The 18008-nt window shown below is 72.3% G+C and carries 14 protein-coding genes; 8 read left to right on the top strand and 6 right to left on the bottom strand.

What is annotated here, in order from left to right; translation table 11 throughout:
- Positions 1-45 precede the first annotated feature (45 nt).
- The 3 genes from ASD48_RS27470 to ASD48_RS27460 form a co-directional block, all read right to left on the bottom strand.
- Positions 46-1581 (bottom strand): helix-turn-helix domain-containing protein, encoded by a 1536-nt coding sequence (locus ASD48_RS27470; protein ID WP_057604426.1) that lies wholly within the window; start codon positions 1579-1581, stop codon positions 46-48.
- A 127-nt stretch (positions 1582-1708) separates the two neighbouring features.
- Positions 1709-3295 carry an MFS transporter gene (locus ASD48_RS27465; protein ID WP_057604425.1) on the bottom strand — a complete coding sequence of 529 codons (1587 nt, stop codon included), beginning with the start codon at positions 3293-3295 and terminating at the stop codon, positions 1709-1711.
- Positions 3296-3431: 136 nt separating this feature from the next.
- Positions 3432-3905 (bottom strand): MarR family winged helix-turn-helix transcriptional regulator, encoded by a 474-nt coding sequence (locus tag ASD48_RS27460; RefSeq protein WP_057604424.1) that lies wholly within the window; start codon positions 3903-3905, stop codon positions 3432-3434.
- 193 nt (positions 3906-4098) lie between these two features.
- Here ASD48_RS27460 and ASD48_RS27455 point away from each other — a divergent pair, with 193 nt between their 5' ends.
- The 4 genes from ASD48_RS27455 (at position 4099) to ASD48_RS27440 (ending at position 7630) form a co-directional block, all read left to right on the top strand.
- Positions 4099-4749 carry a TetR/AcrR family transcriptional regulator gene (locus ASD48_RS27455; RefSeq protein WP_057604423.1) on the top strand — a complete coding sequence of 217 codons (651 nt, stop codon included), beginning with the start codon at positions 4099-4101 and terminating at the stop codon, positions 4747-4749.
- 9 nt (positions 4750-4758) lie between these two features.
- Positions 4759-5379, top strand: a complete 621-nt coding sequence (locus tag ASD48_RS27450) for an L-threonylcarbamoyladenylate synthase (protein WP_057604422.1) — start codon at positions 4759-4761, stop codon at positions 5377-5379.
- A gap of 134 nt (positions 5380-5513) precedes the next feature.
- On the top strand, positions 5514-6269 hold the full coding sequence (locus ASD48_RS27445; protein WP_057604421.1) for a dienelactone hydrolase family protein: 756 nt from the start codon (positions 5514-5516) through the stop codon (positions 6267-6269).
- Positions 6270-6439: 170 nt separating this feature from the next.
- Complete coding sequence (locus tag ASD48_RS27440; RefSeq protein WP_107104414.1) at positions 6440-7630, top strand: glycoside hydrolase family 64 protein; 1191 nt, start codon at positions 6440-6442, stop codon at positions 7628-7630.
- A 91-nt stretch (positions 7631-7721) separates the two neighbouring features.
- On the opposite strand, the gene ASD48_RS27435 is transcribed toward ASD48_RS27440, so the two are convergent.
- The gene (locus ASD48_RS27435; protein WP_057604419.1) at positions 7722-10124 is read right to left on the bottom strand and encodes a M4 family metallopeptidase; all 2403 of its coding nucleotides are present in this window, start codon (positions 10122-10124) and stop codon (positions 7722-7724) included.
- A 373-nt stretch (positions 10125-10497) separates the two neighbouring features.
- Between ASD48_RS27435 and ASD48_RS27430 the strand changes: the two genes are divergently transcribed.
- A complete protein-coding gene (locus ASD48_RS27430) occupies positions 10498-11346 on the top strand; it encodes a class I SAM-dependent methyltransferase (protein ID WP_057604418.1) in 849 nt (282 codons plus the stop codon).
- A gap of 424 nt (positions 11347-11770) precedes the next feature.
- On the top strand, positions 11771-12598 hold the full coding sequence (locus ASD48_RS27425) for an MHYT domain-containing protein (protein ID WP_057604417.1): 828 nt from the start codon (positions 11771-11773) through the stop codon (positions 12596-12598).
- Here ASD48_RS27425 and ASD48_RS27420 read toward each other — a convergent pair.
- Positions 12558-13958, bottom strand: a complete 1401-nt coding sequence (locus tag ASD48_RS27420; RefSeq protein WP_057604416.1) for an NtaA/DmoA family FMN-dependent monooxygenase — start codon at positions 13956-13958, stop codon at positions 12558-12560. The two genes, ASD48_RS27425 and ASD48_RS27420, sit on opposite strands and share 41 nt — an antisense overlap.
- The gene (locus tag ASD48_RS27415) at positions 13955-15064 is read right to left on the bottom strand and encodes an LLM class flavin-dependent oxidoreductase (RefSeq protein WP_057604415.1); all 1110 of its coding nucleotides are present in this window, start codon (positions 15062-15064) and stop codon (positions 13955-13957) included. Before ASD48_RS27415 ends, ASD48_RS27420 begins: the two co-directional genes overlap by 4 nt.
- A 310-nt stretch (positions 15065-15374) precedes the next feature.
- Between ASD48_RS27415 and ASD48_RS27410 the strand changes: the two genes are divergently transcribed.
- Positions 15375-16880, top strand: coding sequence for a metallophosphoesterase (locus ASD48_RS27410; protein ID WP_057604414.1), 1506 nt, complete (start codon positions 15375-15377; stop codon positions 16878-16880).
- 93 nt (positions 16881-16973) lie between these two features.
- Positions 16974-18008 (top strand): LLM class flavin-dependent oxidoreductase, encoded by a 1035-nt coding sequence (locus tag ASD48_RS27405; protein ID WP_057604413.1) that lies wholly within the window; start codon positions 16974-16976, stop codon positions 18006-18008.

The raw sequence follows: 18008 nt of genomic DNA, 5'->3' as shown, positions 1-18008 counted from the left end.
AGCGGCTGGGAATCGTGTCGGTGCCCGCTCCGGCCGCCGCGGGACTCACCTGTGCACAGGTGAGTCCGGATGGCCCGATTCCGTCCAGGGGGCGGATTCGTGCAGGTCGGGCTGGTCCAGGTCGCCCGCCGCCACATGGGCCAGGACGACCTCGTACAGGTCGCTGCCGGCCGCGAGGAGCTGGCGTTCGAGTACGGGTTCCGCGCTGCGGACGTGCTCGCGGACGGTCTGCGCGTGCACGCCGAGCAGGTGGGCGGCGCGTTCGGCGTTGCCGCCGGCGGCGATCCAGGCGCGCAGCGTCCCGCGCAGGTCCCGGCCGTCGGAGTCGAGGCGGGCCAGCAGGTCCTGCGCCCAGACGCGCAGGGCGGGGCCGCCGAGCAGTTCGCCGAGCCGGGCGGGCGCCGCCGGGGTCCCCGTCAGGTGCTCGGCGGTGGCGACCTGGGTGTGCAGCGCGAGGTGGACCGCGGCCCGGACGGTGAGGTCGGAGAAGTCGGCGCGCAGCAGGTTCTCGACGCGTTCCATGCGGGCGCGGACGGTGTTGCGGCTGACGCCGAGCACCTTCGCGGCGTTGACGGCGGTGAACTCCAGGCCGAGCCGGGTGGTGGCGAGGAGTTCGGCGCGGGTGTGGTGCGGGAGCGTGTCGAGGGGGCGCAGCAGCCGGGTCGTCCAGGTGCGCAGGACCTCGGGGTCCATCAGGCGTTCGGGGTGGGTGCGTTCGGCGTAGACGGCGGTCTTGTCGGGGCGGAAGCGGGCCACCGCGAGGGCGCTGACGGCCTGTCCGTAGGCGATGGCGGTGCGGGCGAGGCTCTGCAGGGCGCTGCCGCCGAGGAACGCGCCGGCATGCCGGTCGCACAGGGCGCGCAGGGCACCGCCCGCGGTGTCGTCCGGGACGACGACGATGACGTGACCGTCCATGGCCGGACAGCGCACGACGAGGGCCTCGTCGTGGGTCGCCGCCACGCAGGCCGCGGCGAGCCGGTCGCGTTCCTCGGGGCTGGTCTCGACCACGTAGACGCAGGCCGTGTCGGTGTCGAGGAGGCCGGGCCACAGGCCCGCGGCGACGCGGCGGGCGGCGACGGTGTCCTCGACCATGAGCAGCTGGAGGATGGCGAGGCGCAGGTCGGCGGTGGCACGGGCAAGGCGGTGTCCGGTCGCGGCGGTCTCCCGCGCGCGCAGCAGGAGTTCGAGGACGCTCACGGTGTGCGTGACGATGGCGGAGGCGCGCCGGTCGAAGGGGCTCGTCCGGGTCACGGCGAGGACGCCCGAGGCGGCGGGGCGCGGGAGTTCGACCCTGATCAGGCGCACGGACCTGCCCTCGTCCTCCCAGGCGGCGGAGGCCAGCCGGCCGCCGGCGACGGCGGCGACGAGGCTCTCGTCCAGGGGGGTGAGGGGTCCGGCGAGCGTGGTGCCCGTGTCGTCGCGCAGGGAGACGGTCGCGTCGAGCGTGTCCGCCAGCCAGTCGAGGACTCTGTGGAGGTCGCCGCCGGTGGGACGCAGATGTCCGAGGAGTTCCTGCGCCCACGCCGAGCCGGCGTCGTCCGCCGCGTCGGTGTGGGGCTTACCGTCGTCCCGGCCGGCCATCTCGGCGCTCTCCTCGTCCCTCACGGCCCCTGCGGGCCGAACCAGTCATATCGGTCGGGGACGTTACCTCACGCGGACCGGAACGTCCGCCCGCGGAACGGGGGTACCGCGGGCGGACGGGTGGAGGTCAGACGGAGGCCGGGGACTTCCTGATGCCGACGGCGGCCAGGACGGCTCCCGCGACGCACAGCAGGCCGGTGACCACGGAGGCGGTGTGCAGGCCGTTCATGAAGGCCTGGCCGCTGCCCTCGACGACGGCCGCCCGCAGCTGCGCGGGCATGGCGTCCGAGACGGGTGCCACGCCCATCGCGACGGCGTCCGTGGCCTCCTTCAGTCCGTCGGCCGCGGTGGCGGGGACACCGGCGTCGGTGAGTTCGCCGCCGAGGGTGGAGCCGACCTCGGCGCTGATCACGGAGACCAGGACGGAGGTGCCGAGGGCGCCGCCGATCTGGAGGGTGGTGGCCTGGAGTCCGCCCGCCACCCCGCCGTCCTGCACGGGGGCGTTGCCGACGATGGCGTCGGAGGAGGCCGCCATCACCATGCCGACACCGAGGCCGAGCGCGACGAAGGGCGGCCACATCGTGGCGTAGGAGGAGTCCGTGGACCAGGTGAGCAGGCCGAAGCAGGCCGCGGCCTGGAGCGCCATGCCGATCGGCATGGTGACCCGGGCGCCGAACCGGCCGGTGAGCGCGGCGCCGAGCGGCGAGGCGACCAGCGAGGCGAGGCTCAGCGGGAGGGTGCGGACACCCGCTTCGACGGGTGTGTAGCCGCGGACGTTCTGGAGGTACAGCATGACGAAGAAGACCGCGCCGAGCAGGACGAAGAAGTTGAGCGCGGTGATGATCGTGCCGACCGTGAGCGCGGAGCTGCGGAAGAGCCGCATCGGCAGCAGCGGGTGCGCGATCCGGTTCTCGTACCAGCCGAAGAGGACGAGCAGGACCACGCCGGCCAGGATGGCGCCCCAGGTGCCGGCGGACGTCCAGCCCCAGGTCTCGCCCTTGACGACGCCGAAGACGACGCTGAGCAGACCGAGGGCGAGCAGGACCACGCCGGGCACGTCGAAGCGGTGGTGTCCGGTGGGGTTCCTGGACTGCGGGAGGACGACGGCGCTGAACACGAACGCGACGACACCGATGGGCAGGTTGATGTAGAACACCGACTCCCAGCTGACGTTCTCCACCAGCAGGCCGCCGACGATGGGGCCGAGGGCCGTGGACACGGCGGACACCATGGCCCAGATGCCGACGGCCATGCCGAACCTCTTCGGCGGGAACACCGCGCGCAGCAGGCCCAGGGTGTTCGGCATCAGCAGGCCGCCGAAGATCCCCTGGACGGCGCGGAACGCGATGACGCCCCCGACGGAGCCGGACAGTCCGATGGCGACCGAGGAGAGCGCGAAGCCGGCCACGCCGGCCACGTAGAAGGTGCGCCGGCCGAAGCGGTCGCCGAGCTTGCCGCCGAGGATGAGGCTGGCGGCGAGGGCGAGCAGGTAGGAGTTGGTCACCCACTGGAGCTGGGCGGTGGAGGCGTTCAGGTCGCGGCCGATCGCCGGGTTGGCGATGGCGACGACGGACCCGTCGAGCTGCACCATGAACAGCCCGAAGGCGACCGCGCAGAGCGTGAGCCAGGGGTTGGAGCGCAGACGGCCGGGGGCCGGGGCCGGCGCGGCGGTGCGCGCGGGCACGCCGGAGTGATCCACGGAGGTGGACGGCATGGAGGAGCCTTGTCTGTGTACGGGGTGGTGTGACGGAGGTGGCGGCGCCCCGGGCGCACGCGAAGCTCCCCGGGCGGAGAACCGCCGGGGAGTGCGGAGCCCGCGGGCAACGGGCCGGGGAGGGAACCGGGGGCGGTCAGTGGGCCGCTGTGTGCAGGTGGCGCGTCAGTGAGCCGAGCGCGTCCAGCGCCGCGCCGAGCGCGCCCAGCTCACCCTCGGTGAGGGACCGCAGCGCCTCGGCGAGATAGGCCGTCTCCAGGTCGCCGACCTCGGTGAGGCGCCGACGCGAGGTCGCCGTCAGGTGCAGGTGGGCCACCCGCTTGTCGGCGCCGTCCTGTCGGCGCTCCAGCAGGCCGAGCGCGGTGAGCTGGGAGACCAGGGCGCTGACGTTGTTGGGCTTCATCAGCAGGGCCTCGGCGGCCTCGCGCACGGTGGCGCCTTCCTGCCGCGCGACGAACTTCAGCAGCAGGAGCTGGCCCTCGGGGGGCTTGGGATGCGGGTAGGTGGACGCGACCCGGCGGTCCAGTGCCCGGTGCAGCGCGGGGAGCCGGGCCGCGAGCTCGAAGGCCACGCGGTCGATGCTCCCGGAGGGTGCGCTGGTGTCGGACATGACACGGAGAATAGGTATCTCGTCATAGCTATGTCAACCGAGGTACCGGGCCCCCGCTCCTGCCGTCACGCGCCGCCCCTCGCTGCCGCCCCATGGCCGAAAAGGACCGGTGCCGTACCATGTGAGCGTCCACCGCAGGGCGCGACCTCGCAGGTCGGCGGCCCCTTCGCAGTCGACCGGGAGGCAGTCTGACGTGGCCGGTCTGCGCGCCGCCCAGAAGGAGATGACCCGTCGGCTGTTGTTGTCGACGGCGTTGGACCTGTTCGAGTCGCGGGGCTATTCGGGCACGACCGTGGACGACATCGCGAAGGCCGCGGGCACCACCCGGGTGACGTTCTACGCCTATTTCCCCTCGCGGGCGGCGCTGGTGAAGGCCCTCGTCGCGGAGCTCGACGAACTGCTGGGGCGCGGGAGTCCGCAGGAGCCGGGTCCGGCCGCACCGGTCCTCGTCGCCGTCGTCCGGGCAGGCGAGCGGGCGGGATTCGAGGCGTGGCTGCGCGACGCCGCCCACCGGTGGCCGCGGATCCGTCCCTACGTACTGGCCGTGCACGAGGCCGCGGTGGTCGAGCCGGAGCTGCGCGACCTGGTCGACCGGTGGTTCGACGAGGTCGTCTCGGCCGTCGAGGCGGGGCTCGAGCAGGCAGGCCGGTTCGAGCCGGACTCCCGGCGGCTGCGTGGCTTCCTGGCGCTGACCCAGCTCGACCAGCTCGCCCGGCGCTGGATGCGCCACGGCTGGGAGACCGACCCCGCGACGGCACTGGGGCTGCTCGCCGACAGCTGGCAGTTCCTGCTGGGCGAGCCGCACGGCGGTCCTGCGGGACCGCCGCCCCGCGGCACGGCATAAGCTCGGCCAATGGCGAAGTACTACGACGTGCACCCCGACAACCCTCAGCCGCGCACCATCACCCAGGTCGCGGCCGCCATCCGGGCGGACGCGTTGATCGCGTACCCGACGGATTCCTGCTACGCGCTGGGCTGCCGGCTGGGCAGCAAGAACGGCATCGACCGGATCCGGGCCATCCGCGACCTGGACGACCGGCACCACTTCACCCTCGTGTGCCAGGACTTCGCGCAGCTCGGCCAGTTCGTCCGCGTGGACAAGGACGTGTTCCGCGCGATCAAGGCGTCGACGCCGGGCAGCTACACGTTCATCCTCCCGGCGACCAAGGAGGTGCCGCGCATGCTCCAGCACCCGAAGAAGAAGACGGTGGGCGTGCGCATCCCGGACCATGTGGTCACCCAGGCCCTGCTCGCCGAACTCGGTGAACCCCTGCTGTCCAGCACCCTGTTGCTGCCCGGCGAGGACGAGCCGATGACCCAGGGCTGGGAGATCAAGGACCAGCTCGACCATGTGGTGGACGCCGTGCTGGACTCCGGGGACTGCGGCACCGAGCCGACCACGGTCATCGACTTCTCGGAGGGCGAGGCGGAGATCGTGCGGCACGGGGCGGGCGACACCTCTCGTTTCGAGTAGGCCCTCGGCACCCCGCCGCCCTGGGCCGGGGGTCCCGGGGAGCAGGTGGATGGTGCATGCAACGATGGTCGCCGCCCGGCCCCACCGGGCCGGTCGACGATCCGCCGCAGAGCATCGCGCAGAGAGGCACCCCCATGACCTCCGTACAGGGAACAGCCGTGGACATCCGCACCGAGGACGGCGTCGCCGACGCCTATCTCGCGCATCCGGGTGACGGGACGCCCCGGCCCGGCGTGCTGCTCTACCAGGACGCCTTCGGGCTGCGTCCGCACCTGCGGGCGATGGCCGACCGGCTCGCCGAGGCCGGCTACACGGTGCTGGTCCCGAACGTGTTCTACCGGCACGGGCGCGCGCCCGTCGTGGAGCTGCCCGAGTTCATCGACCCGGGCGCCCGTCCGGAGATCTTCGCCGCCCTGGGCCCGCTCATCCAGTCCCTCACCGCCGAGGCGGCCGTCCGGGACGCCGGCGCCTATCTGCGGTGGCTGGCGGAGAGCCCGCTCGTCACGGACGGCCCGGTGGCGCTGACCGGGTACTGCATGGGTGCCCGGCTCGTCCTGTGGACGGCCGGGGCCCATCCGGACCGGGTCGCGGCGGCGGCCGGTTTCCACGGCGGGCGGCTCGCGACCGACGCGCCGGACAGCCCCCACCTGGCGGCCGAGCACATCACGGCCGAGCTGTACTTCGGCCACGCCGACAACGACCACTCCCTGCCGCCCGAGCAGATCGAGCGCTTCGAGCAGGCCCTCACGGCCGCGGGCGTGCGCCACACGTGCGAGGTCTACGCCGGCGCCGAGCACGGCTACACACAGGCCGACACCGCCGCGTACGACGAGAAGGGCGCCGAGCGGCACTGGGCCGCGCTGCTGGAGCTGCTGGACCGGACCTTCTGACGGACCGAGGGGGCGCCCTCCGGCACGGCTCGTGCCGGAGGGCGCCCTCTCTTTTCCCCGATCCGCCTCTGTCCAGATTGTTGACATGGGCACAACCCTGATGCGACGTTGAGAGCGCTCTCAACATGGTACGGACCAACCCCACAGGCCTACCCGCACGGAGGTGGAGAGTGCTCTCCAGGATCACGCACGCTCTCAGGATCGCCGGAGCAGCCGCACTCGTCGGCGCGCTGTTCTCGCTCGGCCCCCCGGCCCAGGCGGCCGTCCCCGACACCATCCCGCTGAAGATCACCAACAACTCGGGGCGCACCGAACGCCTCTACGTCTACAACCTCGGCACCCAGCTGTCGACGGGCCGGCAGGGCTGGGCGGACGCGAACGGCGCCTTCCACGCCTGGCCCGCCGGCGGCAACCCGCCCACTCCCGCACCCGACGCCTCGATCGCGGGCCCGGCCGCCGGGCAGTCCGTCACCATCCGGATGCCGAAGTTCTCCGGCCGGGTCTACTTCTCCTACGGACAGAAGCTCGACTTCAGACTGACCACCGGCGGACTGGTGCAGCCGGCTGTGCAGAACCCGACCGACCCGAACCGGAACATCCTGTTCAACTGGTCGGAGTACACGCTGAACGACTCCGGGCTGTGGCTGAACAGCACGCAGGTCGACATGTTCTCCGCGCCGTACGCGGTCGGCGTGCAGCGCGCCGACGGGACCACCGTCAGCACCGGGCACCTCAAGGCGGGCGGCTACAACGGCTTCTTCAACGCCCTGCGCGGACAGCCCGGCGGCTGGGCGAACCTCGTCCAGACCCGGTCCGACGGCACCGTGCTGCGGGCTCTCGCCCCGCTGTACGGGGTGGAGACGGGCGCCCTCCCGGCGAACGTCATGGACGACTACGTCAACCGTGTCTGGCAGAAGTACACGACGAGCACGCTGACCGTCACCCCCTTCGCCGACCAGCCGGGCACCAAGTACTACGGGCGGGTCTCGGGCGGGGTCATGAACTTCACCAACTCCTCCGGCGCGGTCGTGACCAGCTTCCAGAAGCCGGACGCGGCCAGCATCTTCGGCTGTCACCGGCTGCTGGACGCACCGAACGACGCCGTCCGCGGACCGATCTCGCGCACCCTGTGCGCGGGCTTCAACCGCTCCACGCTCCTGGTCAACCCCAACCAGCCGGACACCACGACGGCGAACTTCTACCAGGACTCGGTGACCAACCACTACGCCCGCAAGATCCACGCGCAGATGGCGGACGGCAAGGCGTACGCGTTCGCCTTCGACGACGTCGGGCAGCAGGAGTCCCTCGTCCACGACGGCTCGCCGAGCCAGGCGTACCTGACGCTCGACCCGCTGAACTGAGGTGCCCTGAGGGGAACTGAAGCGAGCGCGCACGACGACGTCCCGCACGCGGAGGGAGCCCGCGTGCGGGACGTCGTCGACGGGGAGCGGATCAGCCGGTCGTGACGGCGGTGTCGTCCACGACGAAGCTGGTCTGGAGCGAGGAGTCCTCGACGCCCGAGAACTTCAGCGCCACGGTGGAGCCCGCGAAGGAGCCGAGGCTGAAGGACTTCTGGACGTACCCGGTGGCCTTGTTGAGGTTGGAGTAGGTGGCCAGGGTGGTGGATCCGGCGGTGACCGTCAGCTTGTCGTACGCGGTGCTGGTGCTGGTCTCGGCCGAGTCGACGTGCAGGTAGAAGGTGAACGTGGTGTTGGTGCAGCCGCTCGGGATCGTCACCGACTGCGTCAGCGTGTCGGTGTGGGTCGATCCGTAGCCGTCGAGCCAGGCCTTGTAGGAGCCGGTGCGGGCCGCCTGGCTGCTGGAGTTGGTGATCACTCCGCTGCTCGCCGTCCAGGTGGTGTTGCCCGACTCGAAGCCCGCGTTGCCCAGCAGCTGCGTGGCGGTGCAGGAGCCGCCGCCGGTGGAGCTGACCGTCCAGGTGAACGAGGCGGTGGCGCTCGCGCCGGTGCTGTCGGTCACCGTGACGGTGGTGCTGGAGGAGCCGGCCGTGGTCGGCGTGCCGGAGATCAGACCGGTCGAGCTGCTGATCGACAGGCCGGCGGGCAGGCCGGTCGCGGCGTACGTCAGCGAGCCGCTGTTGGTGCTGCTGGCGGAGATCTGCAGGCTCACCGCGGTGCCGACCGTGGCGGACTGGCTGCCCGGGTTGGTCACCGAGACGCCCGTCGACGGGACCGTGATGTGGCTGCCGACGTTGATGCCGGCGAAGGCGTTGCCGACCCCGGCGTACTGGGTGGAGCTGGAGCCGTACAGCGCCGTGGCCGCGCTGAGGGCGGCGGTGCGGGCACCCGCGTAGTTGGTGCTGGACGTCATGTACGTCGTCAGCGCCTTGTACCAGATCTGCAGGGCCGCGGCCCGGCCGATGCCCGCGACGGCGACGCCGTCGGAGGTCGGGCTGTTGTACGTGACACCGTTGATGGTCTTGCTGCCGCTGCCCTCGGAGAGCAGGTAGAACATGTGGTTCGCCGGGCCCGAGGAGTAGTGGACGTCGAGGTTGCCGACACCGGAGTACCAGCTGTCGGCGGAGCCGCCGTCCTTGTCGGGCTCGTCCATGTACCGCAGCGGGGTGCCGTCCCCGTTGATGTCGATCTTCTCGCCGATGAGGTAGTCACCGACGTCGGAGGAGTTGTTCGCGTAGAACTCCACGCCCGTGCCGAAGATGTCGGAGGTGGCCTCGTTCAGACCGCCCGACTCACCCGTGTAGTTGAGATTCGCGGTGTTGGAGGTGACACCGTGGCTCATCTCGTGGCCGGCGACGTCCAGCGAGGTCAGCGCGTGGGTGCTGCTGGTGCCGTCGCCGTAGGTCATGCAGAAGCAGTCGTCGTCCCAGAAGGCGTTGACGTACGCCGTGCTGTAGTGGACGCGGGAGTAGGCGGCGACGCCGTCGTTCTTGATGCCGCTGCGGCCGAAGGTGTTCTTGTAGAAGTCCCAGGTCGTCTGGGCACCGAAGTGCGCGTCGACGCCGGCGGTCTGCGTGTTGGAACCGGAGCCGGTGCCCCACGTGTCGTCGGCGTCCGTCATCAGGGTGCCGGTGCCGGACGTGCCGTTGTTGAGGCTGTACGTCTTGTGCGTGCCGCGCGTGGTGTCGTTCAGCTGGTACGTCGAGCCGGACAGCGTGGTGCCGATGGTGACGGTTCCGCTGTACTGGCTGTTGCCCGTGCCGGTCTCGATGCCCTCGAACCGGGAGAGCTCCGCGCCCGTGGCGGCGTCGGTGACGACGTGCAGCTTGCTCGGCGTGCCGTCGTCCTGGAGACCGCTCACCACGGTCTCCCAGGCGAGCTTGGGCGTGCCCTCGCCGGCCCAGATCACCTTGCGCGCGCTCTGGGCGGCGGGGTTCTGCGCGTCGAGCGCCTTGGCCGCCGTCAGGGCCTTGGACTCGGCGGCCGCCTTTCCGTACGTGGCGGTCGTGGACCTGACCGAGACGGTGCGGCGGTTGTTGTTGAAGGTCGTGCTGACCGTGCCGGCGGCCAGCGAGGCCGGGGGCGTGTGCACGACGAGGTCGCCGCCGAGGACGGGCAGACCGGCGTAGGTCCGCTCGTAACGGGTGTGCAGGGTGCCGTCGTTGTCCTTCACGACGTCCTTGACGACCAGCTTCTCCTGGGCGCCCAGGCCGAGGGACTCGGCCGTGTCCGTCGTCCTCGCCTCGGCGCTCCTGATCAGCGTCGTGCGCTGCGCGGGTGTGAGGTCGGCGGGCAGGCCACCGGTGCGCACGGGGCTGGGGTGGGGGGCTGCGGGCAGCGCGGTGGCCGGAACCGTCTGGACACCGAGGGCCATGAGTGCGGCGGTGGAGAGCAGGGCCGCTCCGACCGTGGTCCGCTTGCGGGGGTTGGGTCTCACTCGTTCTCCTACTGCGGCGGCCGTGGGGAACGGCCGGTGACAGACCGGGCAGACGGGTGTGCTGTCCGGGACGAGCTGAGTTGTGCGGGACCGTGAGCACGGGAAGGCAACTTGCCGCTGGTGCGCGGTAGTTGGGTGGGAGAATGACAGGCTTGACAGTGGCATGTCAGCGAAAGCCGGACGCTTCAAGGGTTATCCCTCGGTTCCGGGCCGGGGGTGGCGCCCCCACCCCCGGCCCCGCTGTGAGAACCCTGTGCGTCCGCTGTCCCGGCGACCGAGGGGCAGCGGGCGGCTCGGGCAGGGACGCACCGCCCCGGCCGTGGAATGATCGGCAACCGGACAAGGGGGATCTGCGCGAGGACGGTGGGCGGACGTGACGGCCGGGTGGGAATGGGACGAGACGTTGTTCGCGGGTACCGCCGCGCACTACCGGCGCGGACGCCTCCCCTACGCCCCCGGACTGGCGGACGTGCTCGCCGAGGCGCTGTGTCTCGACGGACGCGGGCGGCTCCTCGACGTGGGATGCGGGCCGGGGATCCTCGCCCTGACCCTGGCCCACCTCTTCGGCGAGGTCGTCGGCCTGGACCCGGACGCGGGGATGATCGCCGAGGCGAGGCGGGAGGCCGCCGCGACGGGAGTGGCCGGGAAGGCCCGGTGGGTGCGCGCCCGGGCCGAGGAACTGCCCGCGGGACTGGGGCGGTTCACCGTCGCCGCCTTCGGCCAGTCCTTCCACTGGACGGACCGCGAACTGGTGGCCGCGACCACCAGGGACATGCTCCGGCCCGGCGGTGCGCTGGTGCACGTCTCCGACCTCAAGACCGAGACGCTCAGCGTCGACGGTCTCCCCCGTCCCGCGGTGCCCGGTGCGGCGATCGAGGAACTCGTCAGGCACTACCTCGGGCCGGTCCGGCGGGCCGGCCGGGGCGTGCTGCCGCAGGGCACGCCCGGCGGTGAGGCCGCGGTGCTCGCCCGGGCCGGGTTCACCGGTCCGCGGCGCCATGTGGTGCCCGGCGGACAACCGCTCGAACGCACGGCCGACGACGTCGTGGCGGGGGTGTTCTCGATGTCGTTCTCGGCCCCGCACCTGTTCGGCGCGCGCCGCGACGCATTCGAGGCGGACCTGCGCCGACTGCTGCGGGAGGCCTCGGCGTCGGGCCGGTTCTCCGCACGCGGGCCGAGCACCGAGGTCTTCGTGTGGGGAACGGACACCACGCCGCGCTGACCTGGGCCGGACCCGGCGCAGGGGGGCGCCGCCGCGGCGGGCGGGACGTCGCCGGGTCGGCCTCCCCGCGCCGGGCGCCGCCGAGTTCGGCGGGCACGCCGCGGTGCGCCGTCACCGGCGGGAACGACCCGGCGACGCCCGGGATCAAGGACGTCGTCCCCCGAAAGGCCGCGTCCGGCGACAAGGGCCGCGCGTACGGCGCGACCCCGCCCTCGCGGCCGGTCGCCGGGACCAACCCTCGTGACCGGTCCTCGGGACCCGGTCCTCCGGCGGCGAACCGGCCCGGTCGGGACGGCGGCAGGCACTCCCCCGCCGGCGTTCACACGGACATGACCGTCGACTCTCAGGAAACGCTTGCTTTCACCACTCCCTTACCCGTAGACACGTTCTTCTCGAACAATCGTCAATTCGGGGGGAGTTGATGATGGAAGGCACGATAGACGGATTCCGGTACGGGGTGGTGACCCCGGTGGCGGCCTTCGTGATGGCCTGTATGGGAGGGGCGCTGGGGCTGCGCTGCATCGTGCGGACGCTGCTCAACGGCGGTTCGTGGAAGCCTGGCTGGCTGGCGCTGGGGGCCGCGTCGATCGGCTGTGGCATCTGGACGATGCACTTCATCGCCATGATCGGCTTCCAGGTGGAGGAGACCCGGATCGGCTACCACGTCGGCCTGACCGTGCTCAGCCTCGCGGTCGCGGTCGTGGTGGTCGGCATCGGTGTGTTCATCGTGGGCTACCGGGGCGCCGGCCGGGTGTCGCTGTCGCTCGCGGGGGTCGTCACGGGCATCGGGGTCGCCGCCATGCACTACCTGGGCATGGCGGCCCTCCAGCTCAACGGCGCCATCGAGTACGCGCCGAGCACGGTGGCGCTCTCGGTGCTGATCGCCGTGGTGGCCGCGACCGCCGCGCTGTGGGCGGCCGTCACGATCCGGGGGTTCCTGACGAGCCTGGGCGCCAGCCTGGTGATGGGCGTCGCCGTGTCCGGGATGCACTACACGGCGATGGCCGCGGTCAGCGTCCATGTGCACGGCACGACGCCGTACTGGGCGGGTGACAGCCCCACCTCGCTGCTGCTGCCGATGCTGATCGGGCCGGTGATCTTCCTGCTGCTGGCCGGGGTGGTGGTGATGTTCGATCCGCTGCTCGTGCTCGGCGACGGCGAGTGGAACCGGCCCGCCCGGACGGGGCGGGCCGGTACGGCGGAGGAGGCGGTCAGCCCGCCCGCCGTCCGCCGGTCGTGGAGCGGTGGGTGAGGGGCTCGCGCAGGCCCAGGTGGTCACGGAGCGTCCTGCCCGTGTACGCGGTGGGGTAGACACCGCGTTCCTGGAGTTCCGGCACGAGCAGGTCGACGATGTCGTCGAGGCCGTCCGGAATCAGGTACGGCGTCACGTTGAAACCGTCGACGGCGCCGTGCCGCACCCAGTGGGCGAACCGGTCGGCGAGTCCGGCCGGGGTGCCGACGTGCCCGCGCTGAGGTCCCAGGGCGATGACGGTCTCGCGCAGCGACCAGCCGTGCGCCTCCGCCTTCTCACGCCACTCGGCGACCACCGTGCGCGGGTCGGTGACGCGCCGGGCGCCGAAGGAGCCGTCGTTCTCGGCGACTACCGGGTCCTCCTTCGGCAACGGCCCGTCGGCGTCCCGGTCCGAGAGGTCGAGACCCCACAGCAGACCGGCGACACCCAACGCCGTGGCCGGGGTGACCTGTTGGAGCCGGATCCAGCGCTTCTTCTCCAGCGCCTCCGCCTCCGTCGCCCCGATGATGATCTCCGTGCCGGGCAGGATGCGCAGGTCGTCCTCGGGCCGGCCGACGGCGAGCAGCCGCCGCCGCAGGTCCTCGGCGAACGCGAGCGCGTCGTCGAAGTCGTTGCCGTGCGCGGAGAAGACGACGTCGGCGTTGCGGGCGGCGAAGTCGCGTCCCTCGCCGGAGTCCCCGGCCTGGAAGATCACCGGGTGGCCCTGGCCGCTGCGGGGCAGGGTGGGCGCGAGGTCGACGTCGAACTGCGCACCCCGGTGCCGGACCCGGCCCACGGCTCCCGGCGCCGCCCAGGCGGGGGCGCCCGCGGCGCCGGAGACGGCCCCGTCGGCCCAGCCGTCCCACAGGGCACGGGCCACGGTGAGGAACTCCTCGGCGCGCCGGTAGCGGTCGGCGTGGTCGAGGTAGCCGCCGCGCCGGAAGTTGGCGCCGGTCCAGGCGTTGTCGGTGGTCACCACGTTCCAGCCGGCCCGGCCCTCGGAGAGCAGGTCGAGGCCGGAGAGCCGGCGGGCCAGGTCGGCGGGTTCGTTGAAGGTGGTGTTGGAGGTGCTCACCAGGCCGATCCGGTCGGTGACGGCGGCCAGCGCGGCGAGCTGGGTGATGGCGTCGGGCCGTCCGGCGACGTCGAGTTCGTGGATCAGTCCGTCGACCTCGCGCAGCCGCAGCCCCTCCCCCAGGAAGAACGCGTCGAACAATCCCCGTTCGGCGGTCTGCGCGACCCGGCGGAAGTTCGCGGGGTCGATCTGGGAGCCGCTGGCCGGGTCGGACCAGATGGTCCAGTGGTTGACGCCCTGGAAGAAGACACCGAAGTGCAGCTTCGCGTCCGGCCGGGGGACGTCGAGGGGGTCGGTGCGGGTCATCGGCTCTCCTGAAGGGCCTCGAGGTCCGGGCCGGCGGCGTAGCGGTTGGCGGGGCGCTCCAGGCCCAGATGGGTGCGTAGCGACGCGCCGGGCAGCGGACGCACGGCGAGGCGCCGCTCGAAGAGGTGCGGCAGGACGAGCCGGGACAGCTCCGGCAGATCCTCGTCCAGCACGAGAGGGTGCAGACGTACGCCGTCCACGACGCCCCGCAACCGCCCGAGCAGGACGGCGAGTCCGGAGGCGGAGCCGACGTGGCGCAGCCGTCCCCGGTCGGTCCAGGGCGCGTGCTGTTCGAGGTCGGTGACGCGTTCCTCGGCGGTGGCGTGGGCCGTGTCGAGGGCGACCTCGACCTCGGCGAAGACGCGGGGCGTTCCCGCGCCGGCGGCGGCCGCGGCGACCTCGGCGGGATCGCGGCCCTCGACGAGGGCGACGTCGAGCTGCCCGGCCGGGACGCGGTCGGGCCGGCCGAGGACGACGAGCTGTCCCTGGGGCGGGCGCGGCACGATGGCCGGGCCCTTCACCGCGTAGGTGTCGCCGGTGAAGTCGACGTAGTGCAGCCGGTCGCGGTCGAGGTATCTGCTGGTGGCGACGGAACGGATGACCGCGTCGTCCTCCCAGGAGTCCCACAGGGCGCGGACGACCTCGACTCCGTCGCGGGACTCCCGGGCGCGGGCGGCCTCGCCGTCGACGAGCGGACGGCCCCAGACCCGGGCCGCGTCGGGGTGTTCCTCCTCGCCGGCCACCCAGCCCCCGCGCCCGGCGGAGATGTGGTCGAGGGACGCCAACTGGCTGGAGACGTGGAAGGGTTCGGCGTAGGTGACCGGTACGACGGGCGCGACGCCGATGACGCTGGTCGACGCGGCGAGGAACGCGGCCCGCTCGACCGCTCCGATGCGGCCGACGACGTCGGGGGCGCCGCCGGGCGGCAGCGCGCCGTCCGCCAGGGTGATCAGGGTGAACCCGGAGTTCTCCGCGGCGGCGGCGACGCGGGCCACCCGGCGTGGGGTGAGCAGATGGTCGGGCGAGTGGGCGGCGCGGCGCCAGGCCGCGGGGTGGGCGCCGTCACCGTCGAGTTCGACGGCGAGCCGCAGGGCGGGACCGGACAACGGGAGTTCCTTCCGGAGGCACGACGAGTCGACCGGCCCGACGGGCCGGCGGGGGTCAGCGGCGTGCGGAAGGACAGACGGCGGAGGCGGTACGGCAGTAGTCGACATGCCGTCGGGTGATCAGCCGCGTGCCCGTGCCGACACCGTGCGGTGTCGTGCCGGGTGCGCGCATCGAGGCCTCCGCCCTTCGTGACAGATCGCCTCAACCTACGTGGTCGGCCCCGGAAAGTGTCAAGGGCATTAGATGTCGGTGCATGAACTCTGCCGGGTGGACTCCTGCCGTGGTGTGGATCATTGCTACGGTGCACCGGTGTCAGACTCCTCACGCGATACCGCCGAAGGCGCCGGCTGGGTCGGCGCCGACCGAGGCGCGTACCGGCAGCTCATGCCGGACCGGACCGAGAAGATCTCCTGGCTCGATCCCAGGATGCTGTGGGCCGCCCGCAACGGCGTGCTGGCCTCGTGGTTCGGGGACCCGACGGGCCGTACCCGAGGCCGTCTGGTGGCGCAGCGGGCTGCCGCGGGCGCACCCGGGGACAAGGTGATCCGGCGCACGGACCCGGACAGCTTCTCCTTCATGGTCATCGGCGACACGGGCGAGGGCGACGATCCCCAGTACGCCGTCGTTCCCGGCTTTCTGAGGGCGAGTCAGGGCACGTCCTTCGCCGTGCTCGCCAGTGACGTGATCTATCCGGTGGGCAGCGCCGACGACTACGGCACCAAGTTCTTCCGCCCGTACCGGGATTACCCGGCGCCCATATACGCGATACCGGGCAACCACGACTGGTACGAGGACCTGGGCGCGTTCATGCGGGTCTTCTGCGGCGACGCCCCGCCCCTGCCCGCCGAGCCCGCGCCGAGCCTGTTCAGCCGCGCCCGGCTGCGCGCCCTGCTGTGGCACCGGCCGCGCCCGCACGACGGCCGGCGCCTGGCCGAGGCACGCGCGTTGAGGTCCGCGACCGGCCAGCGGGCGGTGCAGCCCGGACCGTACTGGGCGATCGACACCGGCCCGGTGCGGATCATCGGCATCGACACCGGGCTGCTGGGCACACTGGACGCCGAACAGGGCGCGTGGCTGCGCGCGGTGTCGCAGGGACCGCGCCCCAAGATCCTCGTGACGGGCTCACCCCTCTACGTCGACGGCGAGCACCACCCGTGCCCCATCGAGGGCGGCGGCACGGTCGACGACATCGTCAGCGCGCCCGAGCACCGCTTCGTGGCGGCCATCGGCGGCGACATCCACAACTACCAGCGCTACCCGGTGCGGCTGGCCGACGGGCGGACGCTGCAGTACGTGGTCGCGGGTGGCGGGGGCGCTTTCATGCACGCCACGCACACCATCCCCCGGGTGTCCGTCGCCGGCGTCACCGAGCGGGACTTCCGCTGCTATCCGCTGCGCGGTGACTCCCTCGCCTTCTACAGCCGGCTCTACGGCCGCCGGCTGCGGCTGCGCCGCTTCTTCGCCCTCACCGAGGCCGAGGCCCAGGCGGTGGTCGCCGAACGGCTGGGCATCCCGCCGACCCGCACCCCGGGCCCGGAGGTCAGGGTGACGCGGCGGATCCGCCTGCTGGCCGGTCTGCTGGGCACCGGGAGCCGCCCGGAGCACCGCAAGCGGTTCCGGCTGCCGGTGCGGAAGATCTACACCCAGCTCTTCTCGCCCAGCTCGGCGACGTACAGCCCGCCGTTCTTCAAGTGTTTCCTGCGGCTGGACGTCACGCCGGAGTCCGTCCGGCTGCGCTGCTTCGCGGCCACCGGGAACCGCGCCCAGGAGCTGAACCCGCCGGTCGAGGACGAGGTCACGATCCCGCTGGTCTGAAACGCCCGCTCGCGACACCTCACGAGCGACCGCCGACAACCACCGACAACCGCCGTACGGCCGTACGCGCCGCACAACGATGGAGGAGCCCCCGTGCCTTCGACCTCACGCCCCTTGCGCAGGCTGGGCTTCCTCACCATCGGACTGTTCGACGCGGACGATCCGGGCCGGGGACACGAGACCACGCTGGAGATCATCGAGCTGGGTGAACGGCTCGGTTTCGACAGCGCCTGGGTGCGCCACCGGCACCTCCAGTACGGCATATCCTCCCCCGTCGCCGTCCTCGCGGCCGCCTCGCAGCGCACCCGGCGCATCGAGCTCGGCACCGCGGTCATCCCGCTGGGCTGGGAGAACCCGCTGCGCCTCGCGGAGGACCTGGCCACCGTCGACGTCCTCTCCGGAGGCCGGCTCAACCCGGGGGTGAGCGTCGGTCCGCCGATGCACTACGAGCAGGTGAAGGAGGCCCTGTACCCGGACACCGCCGACGCGGAGGACTTCGGCTACGACCGGGTGCGGCGGCTGCTGGACCTGGTACGCGGCAAGTCCGCCACCGACTTCAGCGGGGTCGAGGGCTTCGAGGTGTTCTCCGATGTGGTGCAGCCGCACTCCCCCGGTCTCGGCCGCCGCCTGTGGTACGGCGGGGGCAGCCTCGGTTCGGCGCGGTGGGCCGGCGAACACGGCATGAACTTCCTGACCAGCAGCGTCGTCAAGGCCGAAGGCCCGGACGACACCAGGGACTTCGCCGAGATCCAGCTCTCGCACGTCCGCGCCTTCCGCGCCGCCCACCCCGACGGCGAGGCGGCCCGTGTCTCGCAGGGTCTCGTGGTCATCCCCACCGACTCCGCCTCACCCCGACAGCGCGCGAGGTACGAGGAGTTCGCGGCGAAGCGGCTCCCCCGTACGGCCTCGCCGCAGGGGCCGGCCCGGCTGCTGTTCGCCCCGGACCTGGTCGGCACCTCGGCCGAGATCGCCGAACGCCTGCACGCGCACGCCGCGTTCCGTGAGATCGACGAGGTCGCCTTCGCCCTGCCGTTCACCTTCGGGCACGAGGACTACGTACAGATCCTCACCGACATGGCGACGAAGCTGGGTCCGGCGCTGGGATGGCGGCCCGGCGCCGGAGCGTGA

Source organism: Streptomyces sp. Root1310 (assembly GCF_001426425.1).
GTDB lineage: Bacteria > Actinomycetota > Actinomycetes > Streptomycetales > Streptomycetaceae > Streptomyces.
Note: the sequence above shows the minus strand (reverse complement) of the source record. Positions and strands in the feature narration are given on the sequence as shown.

Coding starts and splice junctions, on each gene's coding strand:
- ASD48_RS27470 (WP_057604426.1), bottom strand. CDS start 1,581: ATGGCCGGCCGGGACGACGGTAAGCCCCACACCGACGCGGCGGACGAC.
- ASD48_RS27465 (WP_057604425.1), bottom strand. CDS start 3,295: ATGCCGTCCACCTCCGTGGATCACTCCGGCGTGCCCGCGCGCACCGCC.
- ASD48_RS27460 (WP_057604424.1), bottom strand. CDS start 3,905: ATGTCCGACACCAGCGCACCCTCCGGGAGCATCGACCGCGTGGCCTTC.
- ASD48_RS27450 (WP_057604422.1), top strand. CDS start 4,759: ATGGCGAAGTACTACGACGTGCACCCCGACAACCCTCAGCCGCGCACC.
- ASD48_RS27445 (WP_057604421.1), top strand. CDS start 5,514: ATGACCTCCGTACAGGGAACAGCCGTGGACATCCGCACCGAGGACGGC.
- ASD48_RS27425 (WP_057604417.1), top strand. CDS start 11,771: ATGGAAGGCACGATAGACGGATTCCGGTACGGGGTGGTGACCCCGGTG.
- ASD48_RS27420 (WP_057604416.1), bottom strand. CDS start 13,958: ATGACCCGCACCGACCCCCTCGACGTCCCCCGGCCGGACGCGAAGCTG.